The organism is Corynebacterium diphtheriae, assembly GCF_001457455.1.
GTDB classification, from domain to species: Bacteria; Actinomycetota; Actinomycetes; order Mycobacteriales; family Mycobacteriaceae; genus Corynebacterium; species Corynebacterium diphtheriae.
In genome coordinates, this window is record NZ_LN831026.1 from 2,125,629 (window position 1) to 2,144,635 (window position 19,007).

Genomic DNA, 19,007 nt, shown 5'->3' on the forward strand with positions numbered 1-19,007 from the left:
TAGTGCTTGCAGTAGCAAGGCTTGAAGTGCGCATCGAATCAGACAGCACCCACCCGATGATCCTCCAAGAGTACACATCGGTTACGAACGCGGTGTACACGAACCCTTGTCTTGGTGCGCACATAAGTAATGTCGGCCACCCACAACCGATTGGGGGCCAGGGCCTTAAACTCACGATTGACCAAGTCAGGGCGAAGATCTGGGTCCTTGGGTTTGCGCGTTGTGATTGGCGCTCCGCCTTTGCCTTTGCCAGTAACTCCTGCAAGGCGCATGAGGCGGGCTGTGTGCTCACGTCCAATGTCGATTCCCTCGCGGCGAAGGGCGTGCCACATCTTGCGGATGCCGTACACACCGTAATTTTCGGAAATGCACATCACGAATATGCCCTACAAGGGCGGCGTCGCGAAGACTACGGGCACTTAAGCCACGGGCTTTGGATTGGCGGTACCCACGCAAGCTAAGAAAACCGCCTTCGCGATGCGTGTTTAACGTCTGGCAGATGAGCAAGGCAGAGAAACGATCCCGATGCTCATCGATGAATCGGAATCATTTCTTAACGTTTTGGGCCTGGTCGTGAGGCGAAAAAAGCTGAGGCGGCTTTCAACAACTCGTTGGTGTCGCGAAGCTGATGGTTTTCTCGACGCAACCGTGCGTTTTCTGCCACAAGGTCCTCAGGCAACCGTTCAGTAACGCGTCCCTCACGTCGAGCGGGCTTGCGTTTATTGCCTTCGCCGTGTGCCACGAAACACCCAGCTTTGGTGCCACGATCTTGCAGGCTAACTGCATGGAAACGTAATCCGCCAGGATACGATCTTCCACGAGGTGGACCACTCGGTCTTTGGCATCCTGGTCAAATTTTCCTTGGCATGTTCGAAGATTTTCCCATCTACTCAAACGGAACAAGACCTAGGGCACTTCACCATGCCACTACGTGGTTATGAATACGGCAGATTAATCGGCACTCTTTCACATGTGTACCCACCCGAGTGGAAGCAGGTCTCCCCGCAAGCCAACATGCGTAATCAGAACACATATAAAGGCAGCATCAACGAAACTCTTGCCGATCTTACATATATTGAAGTAACCCGATCCTAAGATACTCGGCAGAAACATCTATTCCAGTGATGCCATCACCACGCCCCAACTTGGCGACGAGCTTTGCACCTACGGCAGGCGCACCAAAACCATCCATTGTGCACCTATCTTCTACCAACAAGATGCACTGATCTATACCGAACACATGGGAACAGACCACGGCGATTCTGGCGGATCAGCCTAGATTAAAGGTATAGGATACGTCGGCCAAATTATTGGACAAAACAATTTCAGCACATACTCCGGAGGCAATCTCGCTGGAGAAAATTCTTCATGTCCGTTGTACGCGCAGCTGGGCTACAAAAAATTCACACCCCTAAAGACCTAACTGCACCTATACCTCTCAATATCAATGCCTTTCTATCAGCATTGCGCAAGGAAACAATACCTGTGACGCGCCACAAATTGAGCGCAAACAGCCTCATACACACTGGCAGGCATCCACCGAGGATTCCGCCAAAGAGCCCTCTCCTTCCAAAGACGCTGATTCACGCCTCAACTTATCCCAAATATTGGCAAGTATGAGCTCAGCTAGCGGAATTATCAGTCTACTTTGGGCAATCCTACGATTCGTGTTCTTTCCAAAACTAGACAAATAGCGCCAAGACGACCTCTTAACTATGCGATCATGTTTGCCATTTCACACAAACTGACATGCAGATCTAGACCACAACCCGTTTTTTGAAAAATTAGACAACACTATTATGAATTTTACATAAGTAAATATGTAACTTTAGCCCGATTGTCAATGAGAAGTATTTAATCTATACTGCCCTTCTTGCTTACTTTCGTTTGTGCCGGCCTTAAAGAAATCAAGGAATACATTATGGTTAAAAGTGTGCGACTAATCTGCATACTGCTTGCATCACTACTGCTCAGCGTTACTTTTGTTGTACCCCATTCTTACGCCGCTGACGGAGATCACAGCACTAACGCTGACACAGTAAATATCTGGCTTAAAGAACGCATCAGCTTTCGTAACAAAGATTACTATGAGCAAAAAGAAGCCTATGAGAAACAAGGCGAGTCCATTAAAAAAATCTATGTTGAAGATTCTGTAGCTACTGGGAAGTTCGTTGGTTACTGCTTTGACCTCGGCAAACATTTCCCAGCCCCTGAAGGCCACAACTCGACAAGTTTTCAAAAACGGTTGCCACTGAGAATCTTTTTAGCGAAAAGATCAATGGACGCACACCTCGCCTTCAAGGTTCGGAACTTAACGAGGCTATCCTTAAAATTATCTGGAACGGATACGGAGAAACCCCGTCAGGTGCCATGATTGACCGTACCGGAATTGCGAGCGCATACGGGCTTAACTCTGACCAATTCCACGATATTACCCAGCATGCAATCTGGTACTACACGGATAATATTGAGCCTACATACCTAAAAAAATCTCCAGAAAAAGTTCAAGAAGCTCTTCTTGCTCTGCTTGGTAAAGAAACAAATAGCTTGGTCACTCTCCAAGAACCACCAGCAGACATGACTTTGAATCTTTATCTGACCAGCAATCCAGACCAAAATCAAAACGTCTTGGGCGCTCTCCCGATCGACAAGAATGAGGAGAAACCACTCATCGAGCCGGAGAGCGGCAACTCTTCATCCACCACGACCTCATCAGTGGTTCCAGCGCCGTCTTCTACAGCTACCCCTGAACCTAGGGCGGTACCTTCAGAGACAACTTCTACAGAAGCTACGTCTACGAAGGCAACGAGCACGGAGTCGACCACAACGGAATCAACAACAACCAGCACACCCGCTGAGCCATATACTCCTCAGTCACCAGAGCTAGGAAGCTCTGTGGGAAAGTACGCAATCATTGGTCTGCCTATCGCTATCGGTACGATCGCACTGATTAAGGCTTTTACTGCAACGCCTTCTTCGTCCCCACAACATACAAACCCGCCAGTCGGTTACGCTGCTGCAGCCGCGACCCCAGCAAAAACCACTGAGGTACCCCCAACTCAGCATGCACCACAAGCAAAGCGACAGCTTGCTAAAACCGGAGCTAGTGTTCTCATGGTTATGGCAATAGCACTCGCCTTGGTAGTCGCTGGACTCCTGTTGGTTCGCCGTCGACCATAACACCCCGATAGCCGCACAGACCTCCGGACATCTCATGATATTTATGAGATGTCCGGTTTACTTTATGTTAAAAAGAGAGGGTTAAGTAAAGAAAAGTGTGTCTGCTCGGCGTGACGGGAATAACGAGGTAGGAGGCTAGCCGACGGCACCTTTTTGATCCCAACGCTGTGGCTGTACTCGGTTGAGATAGCGTTGTCATAGAAAGCTGGTCGGCCTGTTTCCTGGTCTGCTTTGTTTTCGTCTGGTTGGGTCAGGGCTGTGACTTTGGCGAGTGCGCCCCTACCCCCAACGTTGTTGCTTGGCGATGTCTATCGGATCGCCGGGAAATTACGTTTTTGACAGCAGCCACCAATCAATGGCCGTGCGCAGGTGCGTCCATCCCCACAGTTTTGAACTAGCCCCCAAAAGTTGGACTGGTTTAATTCTAGGTGGTTAGGGGTTCAAGGGCCTGATTCCGATAGTGCATCGGGGTCAGGCCCTTGAGTCGTTGTTGGATGCGTTCGGTGTTATACCACTGGATGTAGTCTTCGACAGCTTGGGTGAATTCCTCGACGGTTTTAAAAACTTCTCCGTGGTACATCTCGGTTTTTAAGTGTCCGAAGAAGTTCTCCATTACTGCGTTGTCGTAACAATTAGCTTTACGCGACATTGACTGAACACCGCCGTTGTCGTGGATTAGATTACGCCAAGTTGAATGCTGGTACTGGAAGCCTTGATCGGTGTGCATCATCCATCCAGACTTCGGCGCACAGGCTGCAATCGCCTTTGTTAGGGAATCGGCGGTAAATGCTATCGACGGTGATGTAGCCACGGTGTGAGCGACAATACAGCGGTCGAAGAGATCCATTACCGGTGATAAATACACTTTGCAGCCTGCAACCCTCAATTCGGTAACGTCGCTGACAAAGACGGTATTGGGCTTGTCTGGAGTGAATTTACGGGCAAGCTTATTGTCAGCAATACGACTGATAGTTCCTGTGGAGGAATTATAGGGCCTGCGCTGACGGATTTTGGCCGAAGACCCATCTGGTGCATAAGCGTGTAGACGAGTTTGTGGTTGACCACCCAGCCCTTGTTGCGCAAGTCCAGCAACACTCGCCGGTAGCCGTAGCGATGCTTGTTGGCTTCGAAACTTTCTAGGATTGCGTGCTTTACCGCAGCATGTTTATCCGGCTTATCGAGTCGGGTTTGATGGTAGAAGAATGTCGCCCGCGGCGTATCTGCCGCCGCGAGGAGATCTGCCAAGCGGTGTTGTGACTTGAGGATGACGATTGCCTGGGCTTTCAGGCGTGTCCCTGGTTCCTCAAGTCCCGCATTTTTTTAAATAAGCATTTTCAGCCCGCAACCGTTCGTTTTCGCGACGCAGCTTATCTTCTTCAGTAAGCACTTTCGGCTTAGCTGAACCTTTAGGCCTGCCCTTCGGTGTCAGCTTTAACGCGTCATCACCGCCTTTGCGCCATTTTCGCGACCAATATCCGACCACTTGATCCGATGACAGACCAAACTCACGGGCCAGATCCATCTTCGACTCGCCAGCTAGATGGCGTTGGACAACTTCCTTTTTGATTTCGAAAGAGTACTGCTGCTTTGAAGGCTTTTCCACAAGACATAGCTTGCCATGGAGCAAGAACCGACGAAACAAAGCACGGACTGGGTAAACACCAACACCAACATGATGAGCTGCAGCCTAATAACTATAACCCTGCTCGAAAAGAGCCACTAATTCTTCCCGCTGTCCCGCCGACAACGAACTACGTGCACGCATACAACTGCTCCCCGCTAGTAGGTAACTGATTTCTCAGTCCAACTAATGGGGAGCAGTTCAGTTTTTTGCCTTGGGGTTGTCCCTGGTTGTAGATGGTTTTCTCATTTAGGAAGCCGTTGAAGAGGTTCTCTGTCTCATGTAGGTGAACCGCCCATTGTGCCGCATCGTCTTTGGTGGTGGCCAGCCGCTTTGTGCAGTCGGTGGTGGACGCGCCGCAGGTAGGGTTTGTGCAGCGCTACCTGGTGGTTCCTTTAGTTGTGGCTTCACCGAAAACACCACCACGGATGTATGGCACAGTGGTGGCATGAAACTTGGTATTTAGTGGGGTTGTCCTGCGGTGATCATGGGATCGGGACACACTTTTCTTTACTTAACCCACAAACAATTTGAGATAACACATAAAAATAAGGACCCCGCAGGGCCCTTATCCTTTATTAGCTGGAATTACTTGCTCAAAGTGGTTCCAACAGAGTGCAGATCTTGGCAAGCCTCGATGATGCGGTCAGCCATAGCCTGCTCAGCCTTCTTCATGTAGGAGCGTGGGTCGTAGACCTTCTTGTTTCCTACTTCGCCGTCGATCTTGAGTACACCGTCGTAGTTGGTGAACATGTGGGTGACGATTGGGCGGGTGAATGCGTACTGGGTGTCGGTGTCAACGTTCATCTTGATAACGCCGTAGCCGAGTGCCTCTTCGATCTTTTCCTTCTCGGAGCCGGAGCCACCGTGGAAGACGAAGTCGAATGGGAGTGCGGAGTCATCCAGACCCAGCTTCTTGCGAGCAACCTTCTGGCCCTCAAGGAGGACCTCTGGGCGCAGCTTGACGTTACCTGGCTTGTACACACCGTGGACGTTGCCGAAGGTAGCGGCGAGCAGGTAGCGGCCTTTTTCACCGGTGCCGAGAGCGTCGATGGTCTTTTCAAAGTCCTCTGGAGAGGTGTAGAGGTTAGCGCCAGCCTTGGCTTCAACACCGTCTTCTTCGCCGCCAACAACACCGATCTCAGCTTCAAGAACGATGTGAGCCTTGCGTGCCTTCTCCAGCAGCTCCTGCGCAATGGTGAGGTTCTCGTCGATTGGAATTGCGGAACCATCCCACATGTGGGACTGGAATAGTGGCTGCTCGCCGCGGTCTACGCGCTCTTGGGAGATGGCGATGAGTGGGCGAACGTACTCGTCAAGAACTTCCTTCTGGCAGTGGTCGGTGTGCAATGCGACGTTGATGCCGTAGTGCTTTGCTGCCTCATGAGCGAAGGCTGCCAGTGCGCAAGCGCCTGCAACCTTGTTCTTAACGGATAGACCGGAGCCAAATTCTGCGCCACCTGTAGAGAACTGGATGATGCCGTCGGACTCCGCCTCAGCAAATCCACGCAATGCTGCGTTGATGGTTTCAGAGGAGGTGCAGTTGATGGCTGGGTAGGCGAATCCGCCTGCCTTAGCGCGGTCAAGCATCTCGTTGTAGACCTCTGGTGTTGCGATAGGCATGAAGTAATCCTCCAGTGGGTTGTATTTATTTGCTCCACCTCAAGTATGCCAGCGTTAGCACGAGAATGCTTCCCATATCCCAAATTTTTTCGGAGACAAATCCCACACAATCGGGCATTTAGTCAACTAATGAGACACGAGCGGCCGCTTCCAGCAGCATCCAACCGGAAAGCTGCACCGACAAATCACGCTCGTCGATACGCACAACCCGCACGATGTCACTTAGAGCGCTTCCACCCACACCGTAGTTGTGTGGCAAACGTGCATCATCACACCAGTCGGTAGCAAAAACCGGCAGGCCGTCTACCTCAAGGCGGTGCTCCCACACGCTTTCCGCAGAGGCCATCACCAAGCGTTTAGCGATCTTCTTCGTCGCAATGTTCGCTGGGCTGTCTTCTGGCAACCGCACGGCAGCGTCGGCAAGATAACGCATCAAAATACCCTTGAACAGGCCACCATCGCCGTCGCCGGTAGCCACGTTGATCACTCCCTCAGGGGTCGCCATCTCCTTAGCCACCGCATGGATCACCGCACGGGCATGCGCCAGATACTGAACAGACTCCTCAAACGGCAAGGCCTCCGCGATCTCTATGCAGGCACCGATCACCACGCCTTGGCAGTAGGGGTACACGGGATCCACGATCTCTGGGCCACGCATACTCATGCGCAAACCATCCATGACCAAGCCTTTGTCGTTGATCAGGTTGTCAAAGATCCAGTCCACAAGTTCGCGAGCCTGCTCTACTTCCCCATTACGAGCCAGCATGATCGCCGCTGGACCGTTGGTGGGCACGTTGAAAAAATGCTCGCCGACACGCCACGGCAACACGCCTTGAATATCGTCTTGGCCTGCAGCAATGTTGCTTTCCAGCACACGCAAGTACTCACGCTTGGCACGCTTATTCAAGCGGCGCTCGCGATCAAGAGCCAACGCCAGCCACGACTTATCGTCGTAATAATTGTTCTTAGTCAACCGGCCCAGATTACGCAGGCGAATGCCCACGATGGTGTCGCGAATGCGCTGCTTACGGGCCTTGGTGGCGCGTCGTGAGGCGGCGTCGATAAGGCAATCCAAGTAGTGCGCCTGCCACCAGTAATGCCAGCGGTAGAACAGGCGCTCCTTCGCCGTGGGCGGCCACGCCACTACCGCGAGATTAGTTCGCGGTAGCATCCACAGCCGCGACGCATGGCGCTCATTGATTGCAGATTCTGCAAGGTCAGCACGGTGTAGCCACATCTCGTTCACGAGTGTGAAATCTACCATGCATTGTCAAGATCGGCGTGCTGTCTGATCCACGCATGCATCGCAATACCTGCGGCTACACCCGCATTGATCGACCGCGTCGAACCAAACTGGGCAATCGAGCATGTCATCCGCGCATTATCCTGCGCCTCCTGCGTCACTCCAGGGCCTTCTTGGCCAAACAGCAACAAGCAACGCTCAGGCAACTCGGCAGTCTCCAAGGACACACACCCTGGGGTGTTATCGATCGCAACGATGGCAAGGCCTTGCTGCTTAGCCCACGCCACCACGTCGGCAGTCGTGGGATGGTGCATAAGGTGCTGGTAGCGGTCGGTGACCATCGCCCCACGACGATTCCAGCGCTTGCGCCCCACAATGTGCACGGTATCTACCGCAAACGCATTAGCGGTACGCACCACGGTGCCAATGTTGGCGTCGTTTTCGAAGTTCTCAATCGCAATATGCAAGCAGTGACGACGCGTATCGATGTCCGCACGGATCGCCTCACGCGACCAATAACGGTAAGCGTCCACGACGTTGCGACGATCACCGTTTTCCAGCAGCTCCGGATCAAACCGAGGATCAATTGCCTCCTCATGGGGGTGCTCCTCAGCCCACGGCCCTACCCCGTGGCGACCTTCGCCCCACTCCGTAGGGCCAGCAACCTGCTCAGGGTTAAGCAAGACCCAAGTCCTCCAAGCCCAAAATGTAGCGGTACTCCAAGCCCTCCGCAGCGATCACATCGGCAGCGCCAGTAGCACGATCCACAACGGTTGCTACGCCCACAACCTCAGCGCCCGCCTCACGCAGCGCCTTGACAGCAGTCAGCGGAGAGTTGCCAGTCGTGGTGGTGTCTTCCACCACTAACACCTTCTTACCCACTACATCAGGGCCCTCGATACGACGCTGCATGCCGTGCTTCTTAGCCTCTTTACGAACCACAAACGCATGGATTTCGCGGCCATCAGCATGCATAACGGAGGTAGCCACCGGGTCGGCACCCAAGGTCAAACCGCCCACAGCCACATAGTCCCAGTCGGCAGTCAGCTCACGCAGCAGCTCACCAATCAGGCGAGAAGCGCGGGAGTGCAAGGTAGCACGACGCAGATCAACGTAGTAATCCGCATCTTTTCCAGACGACAACGTAACCTTGCCGTGAACAACGGCGAGTTCCTTGACCAGCTCTGCAAGTTCGGCCTTTTTGGACATGCGCGGAGGCTCCTTAAGATTCCAATGAAATATCCCAGCACTTATGTGCAGTCTCTCATTCTAAAGGGTTACGCCCCAGCTCCGCTGAAAGGTCGTCAAATATGCTCGACCCCTTACTCAAATCACGGATCACCCGTGTGCCCTGAAAATCGCTTGCCTTGGGCATAGCGCCATCAGCAATCGCGTCCACATCGTCATCACCGATCTCACGATCAGCAACTACCCCCAAGCTCTTCGCCGCCGCACGGGTAGGCAACTCCACCGGTTTTTCCTTACGCTCCACCACCGGCAACGTAGGCTCCGGATCGTCCAGGTCCTCTTCCTCTTTTTCGGGGGCCGTAGGCAACGAACGCGAGGGATCGCAGTCGCTTAGATCGATCGGTTGCACAGCACCAGCGCGCGGGGGCAGCACGCGGGCGGCGTCGGAAAGCGTGGCCAACACGGGGATGGTCGCGTCCCAATCATCGCCGGTAGCGGTGGCAGCAAACTGCGCCAACACCCAATCCGACTCGATCCACAACGCCCCCACGGTAGCGGGCAATGCTGAAAACGCGCTGTTCACACGCTCTTCGATCAAGCGTTCCGCTGCGGGCGCGTCCGTGCTAAACACCCGAAACTCCCCCACCGTGGTCACCGGCATCAAGTCCTCAGCATCCGACTCCGTCGCGTTACGACGCGCATCAACAACCACATCAGAGGCAACAGGGCGGCGCATGGCCATCACAGTGACCCCCGCCAGCTCCACCAGATGCACCTCATAGCCAGCAGCAATACCACTGACCACGTTCTTTGCTGCCACCCCGCCAGCGGCGGCACCACGAGTCCACTCATCCGTCAAAAACGCGTCGGACTTAGTGTAATCAAAGCCCTTTTGAGCAGCCCACTGTTGCTTTGCAGATTGCTTCGGTGGCAGTACAAGGAGCACAACACCAATAACAAGGAGTACGGCAGCAGCAAAGATAAAAGTCATTAACGTTCCACAGGGTTCTTCGGGTTAGCAGCCCACTGCGACCAGCCACCAATGTAGTGACGAGGCGTGCCCAGACCAGCAATGTTCATCGCAATGATGGCCTGAGCTGAGTGGTTACCCGAACCAGAGTAGATGATAACGTCGTCAGCCGAATGAACGCCTACCCCTGCGAAGACCTCACGGATCTCCTCCGGCGACTTAAACAAGCCCTCCTCAGTAAGCAAATCACGTGAAGGAACATTCTCAGCACCAGGGATATGGCCAGCCTTAAGATCCAAGCGCTCCTTACGGCCACCGAAACGGCTCGACTCACGAGCATCAATCAAAATGCCCTTGTGAGCACGCACATCCTCAATGGTTGCGGTAGGCATATGGCCCAAATCTGGCTTAATTGTGGAGTAACCATGTGGGTTACCAGGGCCACCGAGCGTCTCATGGCCGGCAGCCTCCCACGCCTGCTGGCCACCATCCAAAATCACAACATCCTGCACACCGGCCCACTTAAGAACCCACCACGCACGAGCAGCATACAACCCACGCTGATTGTCATAGACCACCACCTGGCGATCCTCAGTGAACCCCCACTGCACAAACCAACGAGCAAGCACATCCTGCGTAGGCAGCGGATTACGACCCTCCACAGAACTAGGTGCCGACGCCAACGCCGCCGCGGTATCACAAAAACGCGCCGTACTGATGTGCTCCGAGTTAAACTGCGCATAGCCGCCGCCCTCATGAGCAGACCACAGGCTTGCAAGGATGATATTGTTGCTGCCCTTATTAATACGCTGGGCCAGCTCGTCAATGCTGATCGTGATACTCATATTCCCAAAGTCTATCCACTTTCGCCCGCTTATGTCCGAATCAGTCTGTTCCACACATCGTGATCGCATGTTTTTCCACACAGTGCATTACAAACCACCAGCACACACCCTTTTATTCAAACCTGCTACCAAAGTGTGTTTTTTATCATTGCGCCGGATTTTTAATTTCCACGTGTGCCGGATCATGCCAATCCACCACCACATTATCTTTCGTGTCCAAACCTTGATGGGGGCTGCTCCGGAACCTTAGCCACAATGTTCTTGCAAGCACGCCCGGCGCGCAGTTAACGCACCACTTCGATATAGCCGATAAGAAAAGCCAAGACTATCGACGCCGCCGCGGATTCCAACGCCGATGGTGATGGCCGAGTACACACGGTTGGGTCGCAACGCTGCTGGACCAAGGGCGTCAGTTGATCAACGCGATCAAAGTATTTCCCAACGGCACAATCGCTGCACGTAGTGCCTGCGGAAAGACAAAAAGCGAAATGTCTGCGTAAACGACAACCCCAGCACCGCCAACCGGAAGTTATTGGTGGCAAGGAAGGTTTCTGGCTCCCTACTTACCAACTGAAGCCCCAACGTTTGGTACAAACCGAACGAGCAAAACAGCACCACAAGAGTCAGAGGAGTATTGCGCACAATATTGATGTATCCAGTTGAAATCGAACGCAGCACACCTACGGGCGATACTCACATCGCGGTCAAGATGGTACCCAATACAAGAGAGCCCACCTCCGCCCCCACATAACAACAGGCCCTGAGCATAGATAACATCCACATGAACCTCGCTGCCATCGCGAACCTCACCAGACAACAGCTTCTTAGCCAACTGATCGCCAATAGCCTGCTGGATCAAACGACGAGCGGCAAGACGCTGTGCCAGCTGCGCAATCTGAATCTCCACAATGTGTGCGAGCAGCTCTTGACTCAGCGGATCAAAGATCACCACATCATAAATAACGTTTAACTAAAAACCTCAATACAGTTCACCAAATAATGACAAATAACCAAGCAAACTTACAACTTTAAGAAACGAAAAATTTGCAATATAGCTACATATACCAAAAGTTGGTATTAGCACAAATTTTATTTCCGATCGCTCATAATTAAAGCAATAGATAACACTGTCGGAATTGAAAATATGGACACAAAAGCAATCATTATAACTAAAAGAGGAATCATAAAAAATAAATTTTCAAAACTAACGGAAATAAACATCAAACAGAACAAATAAGAATAAATTAAAGAAACTCTGAAAACTGCGAAACCCAAAAATTCCACAAATTTTAATTTAGGCTTTCTCGTTCGCGCCCACGCAGGTAGCAGTAGTACCGAAAAAATACCTAAGAAAATAGAAAAAATAGATAATATCGCCCAACGATAAACATTAAGTGATGTGCGGACTTCCCAAGCATCCGGCCGACCACCTCTACCGAAGTGCACGGGAACAAGCTCCGTAAGATAGTCGTCATATACGGTGATCAGCATCAATGCTAGGAGCCAAAAAAGCAAGTTCAAAATAATGCTAAGAATCCAATTTTTCACCATCGGGAAACACACCTCTTTCATAGGCAAATCTATCGGGCAGTAAAAAATAGATGGCACCTCCAATCATAATAATTGAGAAAGATGTGATACCCAGAAAAACGCAATCGATGTATGTAGAATACATAGCAAAAAGCAATAGCTATTATTTTCACATTATCCGAACCAAAAATCGCAAAAGAAATAAAAATCTCACAAAAAATAGCACCAATGGTGCGCACAACAACGCACGATAGTGGCCTTCATCAAGGATTCCTCGCAACGTAACTAAAGTGCCTCAGAAAAACATAGGTCGGCTGGAGGTTGTTCCTCCAGCCGACCAGTCACCATGTACTTACAGCATGTATCGCTACAAACGTCAGTTACTACGAGGCGCTAATAACCAACCCATCATTGTCCAAATCCGCATCCACATGAACCTCGCTACCATCGCGAACCTCACCAGACAACAGCTTCTTAGCCAACTGATCGCCAATAGCCTGCTGGATCAAACGACGCAACGGACGAGCACCATAAGCCGGCTCATAACCGCGCTCCGCAAGCCACAACTTCGCAGAATCCGACACTGCCAACGTCAAACGACGAGCAGCAAGACGCTGTGCCAGCTGCGCAATCTGAATCTCCACAATGTGTGTGAGCTGCTCTTGGCTCAGCGTATCAAAAATCACCACATCATCAAGGCGATTCACAAACTCTGGCTTAAACGCCCGCTTTACAGCATCCATCATCTCGTCCTTTGTGCCACCGGCACCTAAGTTAGACGTCAGGATCAGTACTGTATTACGGAAGTCCACCGTGCGACCTTGGCCATCCGTCAACCGGCCCTCGTCGAGGACCTGCAGCAGGATGTCAAACACATCTGGGTGTGCCTTTTCCACCTCGTCGAAAAGAACGACGGTGTATGGGCGACGTCGAACAGCCTCTGTGAGCTGACCGCCTTGATCGTAACCCACATATCCTGGAGGGGCACCGACCAAACGAGCGACCGCATGCTTCTCGCCGTACTCCGACATATCAATGCGAACCATCGCACGATCATCGTCAAACATGAACTCCGCAAGAGCCTTGGCTAGCTCCGTCTTACCCACGCCCGTAGGGCCTAGGAAGAGGAAGGAACCTGTCGGACGGTTCGGATCCGCCACGCCGGCACGGGCACGACGCACCGCATCAGACACCGCAACCACAGCCTCCGACTGGCCAACCACACGTTTGCCTAGCTCAGCCTCCATGTTGAGCAGCTTCTCCGTCTCACCCTGCAACATCTTGCCGGCAGGAATACCAGTCCACGCCGACACCACCTCAGCAATGGTGTCTGGAGTAACCTCCTCGCTCAGCATGGTGGTTTCCACGGTGTGTTCCTCGGCCTCAGCGACCTGCTTTTCCAGTTCAGGGATACGGCCATAGCGCAGCTCAGCTACCTTGCCGTAGTCGCCGTCGCGTTCCGCGATTTCCGACTCCGAGCGCAGCCGCTCCAGCTCTTCCTTGGCCTCGCGAACCTTATTAATCGCGCCCTTCTCGTTGTTCCACCGTGCCACAAGCTCACCGAGCTTCTCGCGCTCGTCGGCAAGCTCCTGACGCAACTTGACCAAGCGATCCTTCGACGCAGCGTCCGTTTCCTTCGACAGCGCTACCTCCTCGATCTCAAGGCGACGCACAATACGTTCCAGCTCATCGATCTCCTGCGGCGAAGAATCGATCTCCATGCGTAACCGCGATGCAGCCTCATCCACCAAGTCAATAGCCTTATCCGGCAAGAACCTGCTGGTGATATAGCGATCCGACAGCGTAGCAGCCGCCACCAACGCCGAATCCTGGATCCGCACACCATGGTGCACCTCGTAGCGCTCCTTCAAGCCACGCAAAATACCCACGGCATCCTCTACCGAAGGCTCACCGACAAAGACCTGCTGAAAACGACGCTCCAGCGCAGCATCCTTCTCAATGTATTTGCGGTACTCATCCAAGGTGGTAGCACCCACCAAACGCAGCTCGCCACGAGCCAACAGCGGCTTAATCATATTGCCTGCATCCATAGCGGAATCGCCGGTAGCACCAGCGCCCACAATGGTGTGCAGCTCGTCGATAAAGGTGATGATCTCACCCTCAGCAGACTTGATCTCGTCGAGAACCGCCTTCAAACGCTCCTCAAACTCACCACGGTACTTAGCACCAGCCACCATGGAACCAAGATCCAAACTAATCAGAGTTTTGCCCTTCAGCGACTCCGGCACATCCCCTGCCACAATGCGGCGCGCAAGACCTTCGACGATGGCCGTCTTGCCCACACCAGGCTCACCAATAAGAACAGGATTGTTCTTAGTGCGGCGAGAAAGCACCTGAACCACACGCCTAATCTCCTGATCACGGCCAATAACCGGATCAATTTTGCCTTCCCGCGCCCGCGCAGTCAGGTCAGTGGAGTACTTCTCTAATGCTTGGAACTGATCTTCTGGAGACTCCGTAGTCACCTTCTTATTACCGCGCACCGAAGGGAAAACACCCTTGATGACGTCGTAAGTAGCACCGCGCTTGGTCAGCAACTCGGCAGCATCGTTAGTCCCGCGAGCCACCGCAGCCAGCAGCACCTCGGTAGAAACGTACTCGTCGCCTAACTCACCCGCCAACTCCTGAGCATTGTTTAAAACGCTTAACGCATCACGGTTAAAGTTCGGGTTTGCCAAGTTGGTACCTTCAGCCTTCGGCAGCTTGGCCACCAATGCTTCTGCTTCACGACGAACCACATCGGGGTCCACGCCCGTAGCGCGCAATACCGGAATAGCAATGCCATCTTCTTGACCTAAAATCGCAGCAAGGAGGTGCTCCGGACGGATATCCGGATTACCTGCGGCCGACGCCTTCTGCAGCGCCTCTTGCAATGCCTCTTGAGTTTTCGTTGTGGGGTTAAAACCAGCCATCGTTCATCATTTCCTTCCGTGGACTTTTATCAGTCACTAGGCACAACGAACACAAAGTTGAGTTTGTTCCACTCAACTTCAAAAAAGTTTCCACACACCAAAAAATCCACACCGCAGTGGCCGAAAGCTGCTCTTTTAGCCTCATGCGGTGTGGATTTTTCGTCGAAACGCCCTTAAACGGGGTGGCCGCTCAAACCTCTAACCAAGCGGTCCGCCACAGTTAGGCCACGCACCCGACCCCTGCATTGCCAACACATTCTCGGCAATCTCGATCTGCTGCTCCTTTGTGGCCTGATCCGCCGTTGGCGCATAGGCGGTTCCACCAGCCCCCGCCCATGTCTCGGCGCTAAACTGCAAGCCACCGTAATAGCCATTACCAGTGTTGATCTGCCAGTTGCCACCGGATTCGCAGGCGGCAACCTGATCCCACTGGCTCACGCTGGCTGCTCCAGCCGCCGGCGCAATGGCTGCGGCGAGTCCGCCAGTAGCGGCGACGATCAGTGCTGTCTTCTTTGCGGAAAAACGCATAACGGGAAAAATGCTCCTTTGCTCGTTTCTTCTCCAGTTGGGTTGCCCAACCTACGCGACCAACCCCCAGGGCTGTCAAATTAGGAATTATCCTCGACAAGTCATCACCACTTTGATTATCTGGTTATCATGATGCCTTCTTCCTTCCAGTCAGATCCCACAGATCAGGCCTTTGCGGTGCGCGATCTTTCCGTTTTGTTCGGCCCCAAAGCAGCCGTCGATCATCTCAATTTGGATGTGCCACACGGCAGCATTTTCGGCCTCGTAGGCCCCAACGGCGCCGGAAAAACCACCATGATTTCGGCAGCCACGGGACTGCTACGACCACAGAGTGGTTCAGCGTGGATCAACGGGGTCAATGTCTGGGAGGAACCGGTTGCAGCGAAGGCGCATTTTGGGTTGCTTATCGACGGCATGCCCGTCTTCGACCGTCTCACCGCCACGGAGTATCTCGAGTTCCTTGGTGGCTTGCGTTCCATGTCCCCCGATGTGGTTGCGCAGCGCAGCGAGGAACTACTGAGAACCCTCGGGTTAGCTGAGGCTAAAGACAAGCAGATTGTGGACTTTTCCGCCGGCATGACCAAGAAGATCTTGCTGGCGGGAGCCCTCTTGCACGCGCCACGCGTCTTGATCTTGGACGAGCCCCTCGAGGCAGTCGATCCAGCCTCCGGGCAACTGATCCAAAAGATTTTACGCAACTATGCCCACTCTGGAGGCACCGTATTGTTGTCCTCCCATGTGATGGAACTCGTCGAGGGCTTATGCGACCACGTGGCGATCATCAACCAAGGCACCGTGATCGCCTCCGGCACCGTCGATGAGGTTCGCGGCACGGGCACCTTGGTAGACAAATTCGTAGAACTCGTCGGCAGCACCCAGCTTGACGACGACAGCTTCGGCTGGTTAGGCGGCAAATAACATGAGCCCCACAAAAACCATCCTGAGGTTCCAATTTCGGCAACGCAACCGAATGATCTCCTCGAATCCCGCCTCGATCATGATGATCATCTTCATCTGCCTCTACGGATTCATCGGCCTTGCCAGCATGCTCTTTAGCGGCTACGACGGCTACCGCAAACAATACTTCGCCGTCGCAGCGATCATCCTTGCCGTCGGAGCACTGGGCTACATCATCTCGGTATCAGTGCTTCCCACTGGCGAAAACCACGTCAACCCCCGCGAGCTGGCCTTCTTCCCCCTAACAGCCCGCAACATCCTGCCTGCCCTGCTCCTTGCCCCGTTGTTGACGTCGATAGGCATGCTCACCATCTTCTTCGCCCTGACCACCGCAGCCCTCGGCGCATGGATCCTCCCCACCGGCGCTGCAATCGCATGGGCTCTCGCCGTAGTGATCAACACCGCGCTGACCATCATCATCGGCGAAATAATCCGCTCCGCACTCGGCACCTCTGGACGCACAAAGAAAGAACGCATCAACATCATCAGCGGATTGGTGATCTTCATAATCATCATCGCCTTCAACGCCTTCCAAGGCCTCGACCTCCAAAGCGAACAAATCAACCAAGCCGGACACATACTGATGTGGACCCCGCTAGCAGCACCCGCGGGCATCGTCATCGGAATCCTCGAAGGATCACTCACCACCGCACTCGCCACCGCCGCACTGACCCTCATCTACCTCGCAGGCGCAGTATGGCTATGGCACCGCAACATCACCACTATCCTCAACGAACCTATCGAAAAAGGCTCCACCACCACCCGCACCCGCTCATCACGCGTGCTCGTCCCGTGGGCACCAGCCACCCCGACCGGATACATTTACTCCCGAGCACTGCGCTACATCCGCCGCGATAGCCGCATGATCAGCCAACTGATTATGACCCCCATCTTGATGGTCTTTCTCACCTACAAGGCGATCGTGGATTCCCCCTGGGCCTTGGTCTTTCTCGTCGCGATGGCAGCACTCCTAGCTGGTATGGCCGCCTCCAACGACTTCGGCTACGATGGCCCCAACAACTGGAGCATCATCGTCGCAGGCGTTCCCGCTAAAAACTGGGTACTAGCCCGTCACGCAGCCTCGCTGACAATCCAAAGCAGCACGGTTCTCATCTCTTGGATCCTCCTGCTTGTACTCTTCCCTGACAAAGGCATTGCCGTGGCCGTCTGTGTGAGCTCCCTAGGCGCACTCATGGGATCCGCCGCCATCGGATTAGCCTTTACCGTATTCAACCCCTTCCCCACCGCCGCACCAGGTGTTAATGCCTTCGCTGACCGTTCCGGATACAGCGCCGCCGCTTTCCTCACCGGATTCGGTTCCATGCTGCTTGTGTGGATCCCTATCCTGCCAGGTGCTGCACTGCTCATCTATGGGTTCAGCAGCAGTGCCGCGCTACCGATCGTGGCCGGCTGCGCACTGTGCATTCTTATACCCGGCGCGATCTACTACCTCGTGATTCGCAAGGCGGTGGCGCGGGTCGAGCGTGCTACGCCAGAGATCTTTAACAAGGTGAATAAGTTCGTGGGCTAAGTTTCCCGCAGGTTGTGACTCCGCAGTGTCCGCAGCTCCCGCAGCTTGTGACTCCGCACCCTTGCGAGATACAAAAATCGGTCCGGTGGGCTGGGCACTACGCGGAGTAGGACGTTTTCCATAACCATGGCCTGGCTGGGATTGGCTGGCATTGGTGGGCACTGGTGGGCGTTGGTGAGCGCGCCACCCCCGCTCACCCCCGAAAAGACGGCACTTCACACCAAATCTGCTCAAACGGCCGGTTTGGAAGCGATTTGGTGTGAAGTTCGGAGAAAAATCCTTCGAACTACCCCCGAATGGTGGCTCGGTGGAACCGGAGCGCCCGCAGCAGCACCCGCTGTAGCAGAGCCGCCGCCGACGAGCATGCCGAACCATCCGAAAATGCTGGCAGGAATGTGATGACTAAACCGTTGGTGAGGCCGCCTAGTACGCCACCGCGTCGGCCGCCGGTCGCATTGCCGTATACGCCACCCCCGCCCCCCCCCGAAAAGACGGCACTTCACACCAAATCTGCTCAAACAGCCGGTTTGGAAGCGATTTGGTGTGAAGTGCCGAGAAAAATCCTTCGAAATACCCCCGTTTGGTGGCTCTTCCGGTTTTAGGGTGCATTGTTTGTGTGTCGGATGTAGGCGAGGATGCCTTTGCGGCGCTTGCTCATGGTTTTCTTGGCTGCCCGCATGTGGGGCTCGATAGGCTCGACGGACTCGGCTTCAATAACGGTAACTATCACCGTGCTCTGCGGTGCGGCAGATGGTATCGACGATGACATTTCCGTTAGGCTGCACGGTAGGTCCTTGGTTTTGTACGGACAAAGCCAAGGACACCTAATATCTTGTGCCACGCCCGAACCCCCGGCGA

At 53.6% G+C, this 19,007-nt stretch carries 17 protein-coding genes and 5 pseudogenes; 5 read left to right on the forward strand and 17 right to left on the reverse strand.

From position 1 onward, the window contains the following. Positions 1–38 precede the first annotated feature (38 nt). Together AT687_RS12485 and AT687_RS12790 are read right to left on the reverse strand one after the other, a co-directional pair. A complete protein-coding gene (locus tag AT687_RS12485; RefSeq protein ID WP_014318596.1) occupies positions 39–374 on the reverse strand; it encodes an IS3 family transposase in 336 nt (111 codons plus the stop codon). 179 nt (positions 375–553) lie between these two features. Next, a complete protein-coding gene (locus AT687_RS12790; protein WP_014319408.1) occupies positions 554–742 on the reverse strand; it encodes a hypothetical protein in 189 nt (62 codons plus the stop codon). A gap of 1,131 nt (positions 743–1,873) precedes the next feature. Here AT687_RS12790 and AT687_RS13185 point away from each other — a divergent pair. Further along, positions 1,874–2,374: a hypothetical protein gene (locus tag AT687_RS13185; protein ID WP_227889244.1), complete on the forward strand. Its 501-nt coding sequence runs from the start codon at positions 1,874–1,876 to the stop codon at positions 2,372–2,374. Beyond that, positions 2,275–3,180 carry a thioester-forming surface-anchored protein gene (locus AT687_RS10160; RefSeq protein ID WP_227889294.1) on the forward strand — a complete coding sequence of 302 codons (906 nt, stop codon included), beginning with the start codon at positions 2,275–2,277 and terminating at the stop codon, positions 3,178–3,180. The genes AT687_RS13185 and AT687_RS10160 overlap by 100 nt, the downstream gene beginning before the upstream one ends. A 149-nt stretch (positions 3,181–3,329) precedes the next feature. Here the strand turns inward: AT687_RS10160 and AT687_RS13190 are convergent. Next, positions 3,330–3,546: pseudogene (locus AT687_RS13190) on the reverse strand (IS1249 family transposase); the annotation flags it as partial. A gap of 58 nt (positions 3,547–3,604) precedes the next feature. Next, positions 3,605–4,792: pseudogene (locus AT687_RS12170) on the reverse strand (IS3 family transposase); the annotation flags it as partial. 295 nt (positions 4,793–5,087) lie between these two features. On the opposite strand from AT687_RS12170, the gene AT687_RS10175 reads away from it, so the two are divergent. Next, a complete protein-coding gene (locus AT687_RS10175) occupies positions 5,088–5,267 on the forward strand; it encodes a hypothetical protein (protein WP_014303952.1) in 180 nt (59 codons plus the stop codon). 122 nt (positions 5,268–5,389) lie between these two features. Here the strand turns inward: AT687_RS10175 and fbaA are convergent, their stop codons facing one another. The 11 genes and pseudogenes from fbaA to AT687_RS10230 form a co-directional block, all read right to left on the reverse strand. Next, positions 5,390–6,424, reverse strand: a complete 1,035-nt coding sequence (fbaA, locus tag AT687_RS10180; RefSeq protein WP_014319412.1) for a class II fructose-bisphosphate aldolase — start codon at positions 6,422–6,424, stop codon at positions 5,390–5,392. A gap of 118 nt (positions 6,425–6,542) precedes the next feature. Beyond that, positions 6,543–7,661 (reverse strand): glycoside hydrolase family 76 protein, encoded by a 1,119-nt coding sequence (locus AT687_RS10185; protein WP_014319413.1) that lies wholly within the window; start codon positions 7,659–7,661, stop codon positions 6,543–6,545. A 20-nt stretch (positions 7,662–7,681) separates the two neighbouring features. Beyond that, a complete protein-coding gene (locus AT687_RS10190) occupies positions 7,682–8,350 on the reverse strand; it encodes a TrmH family RNA methyltransferase (protein WP_014309627.1) in 669 nt (222 codons plus the stop codon). Continuing rightward, a complete protein-coding gene (gene pyrE, locus AT687_RS10195) occupies positions 8,343–8,876 on the reverse strand; it encodes an orotate phosphoribosyltransferase (protein WP_014319414.1) in 534 nt (177 codons plus the stop codon). The genes AT687_RS10190 and pyrE overlap by 8 nt, the downstream gene beginning before the upstream one ends. A gap of 55 nt (positions 8,877–8,931) precedes the next feature. Further along, entirely contained in the window at positions 8,932–9,846 is a 915-nt protein-coding gene (locus AT687_RS10200; RefSeq protein ID WP_014319415.1) for a type III secretion system chaperone family protein, read from the reverse strand. After that, positions 9,846–10,670 carry a sulfurtransferase gene (locus tag AT687_RS10205; RefSeq protein ID WP_021335219.1) on the reverse strand — a complete coding sequence of 275 codons (825 nt, stop codon included), beginning with the start codon at positions 10,668–10,670 and terminating at the stop codon, positions 9,846–9,848. The genes AT687_RS10200 and AT687_RS10205 overlap by 1 nt, the downstream gene beginning before the upstream one ends. A 418-nt stretch (positions 10,671–11,088) precedes the next feature. Then, positions 11,089–11,405: pseudogene (locus AT687_RS13195) on the reverse strand (hypothetical protein); the annotation flags it as partial. 13 nt (positions 11,406–11,418) lie between these two features. Continuing rightward, a pseudogene (locus AT687_RS12795) lies at positions 11,419–11,640 on the reverse strand (hypothetical protein); the annotation flags it as partial. 119 nt (positions 11,641–11,759) lie between these two features. Further along, a complete protein-coding gene (locus tag AT687_RS10220) occupies positions 11,760–12,221 on the reverse strand; it encodes a hypothetical protein (RefSeq protein WP_041740574.1) in 462 nt (153 codons plus the stop codon). 362 nt (positions 12,222–12,583) lie between these two features. Further along, the gene (gene clpB, locus AT687_RS10225; RefSeq protein WP_014319418.1) at positions 12,584–15,133 is read right to left on the reverse strand and encodes an ATP-dependent chaperone ClpB; all 2,550 of its coding nucleotides are present in this window, start codon (positions 15,131–15,133) and stop codon (positions 12,584–12,586) included. Between the two features lie 198 nt (positions 15,134–15,331). Further along, entirely contained in the window at positions 15,332–15,661 is a 330-nt protein-coding gene (locus tag AT687_RS10230; RefSeq protein ID WP_010935576.1) for a transglycosylase family protein, read from the reverse strand. A 129-nt stretch (positions 15,662–15,790) separates the two neighbouring features. Here AT687_RS10230 and AT687_RS10235 point away from each other — a divergent pair, with 129 nt between their 5' ends. Together AT687_RS10235 and AT687_RS10240 are read left to right on the forward strand one after the other, a co-directional pair. After that, complete coding sequence (locus AT687_RS10235; protein WP_014319419.1) at positions 15,791–16,579, forward strand: ABC transporter ATP-binding protein; 789 nt, start codon at positions 15,791–15,793, stop codon at positions 16,577–16,579. Between the two features lies 1 nt (position 16,580). After that, complete coding sequence (locus AT687_RS10240; RefSeq protein ID WP_014319420.1) at positions 16,581–18,149, forward strand: hypothetical protein; 1,569 nt, start codon at positions 16,581–16,583, stop codon at positions 18,147–18,149. A 379-nt stretch (positions 18,150–18,528) separates the two neighbouring features. On the opposite strand, the pseudogene AT687_RS13580 reads toward AT687_RS10240, so the two are convergent. Continuing rightward, positions 18,529–18,639, reverse strand: a pseudogene (locus tag AT687_RS13580) (hypothetical protein); the annotation flags it as partial. Positions 18,640–18,747: 108 nt separating this feature from the next. Then, positions 18,748–18,918, reverse strand: coding sequence for a hypothetical protein (locus AT687_RS12495; protein WP_021335222.1), 171 nt, complete (start codon positions 18,916–18,918; stop codon positions 18,748–18,750). Positions 18,919–19,007: the final 89 nt, after the last annotated feature.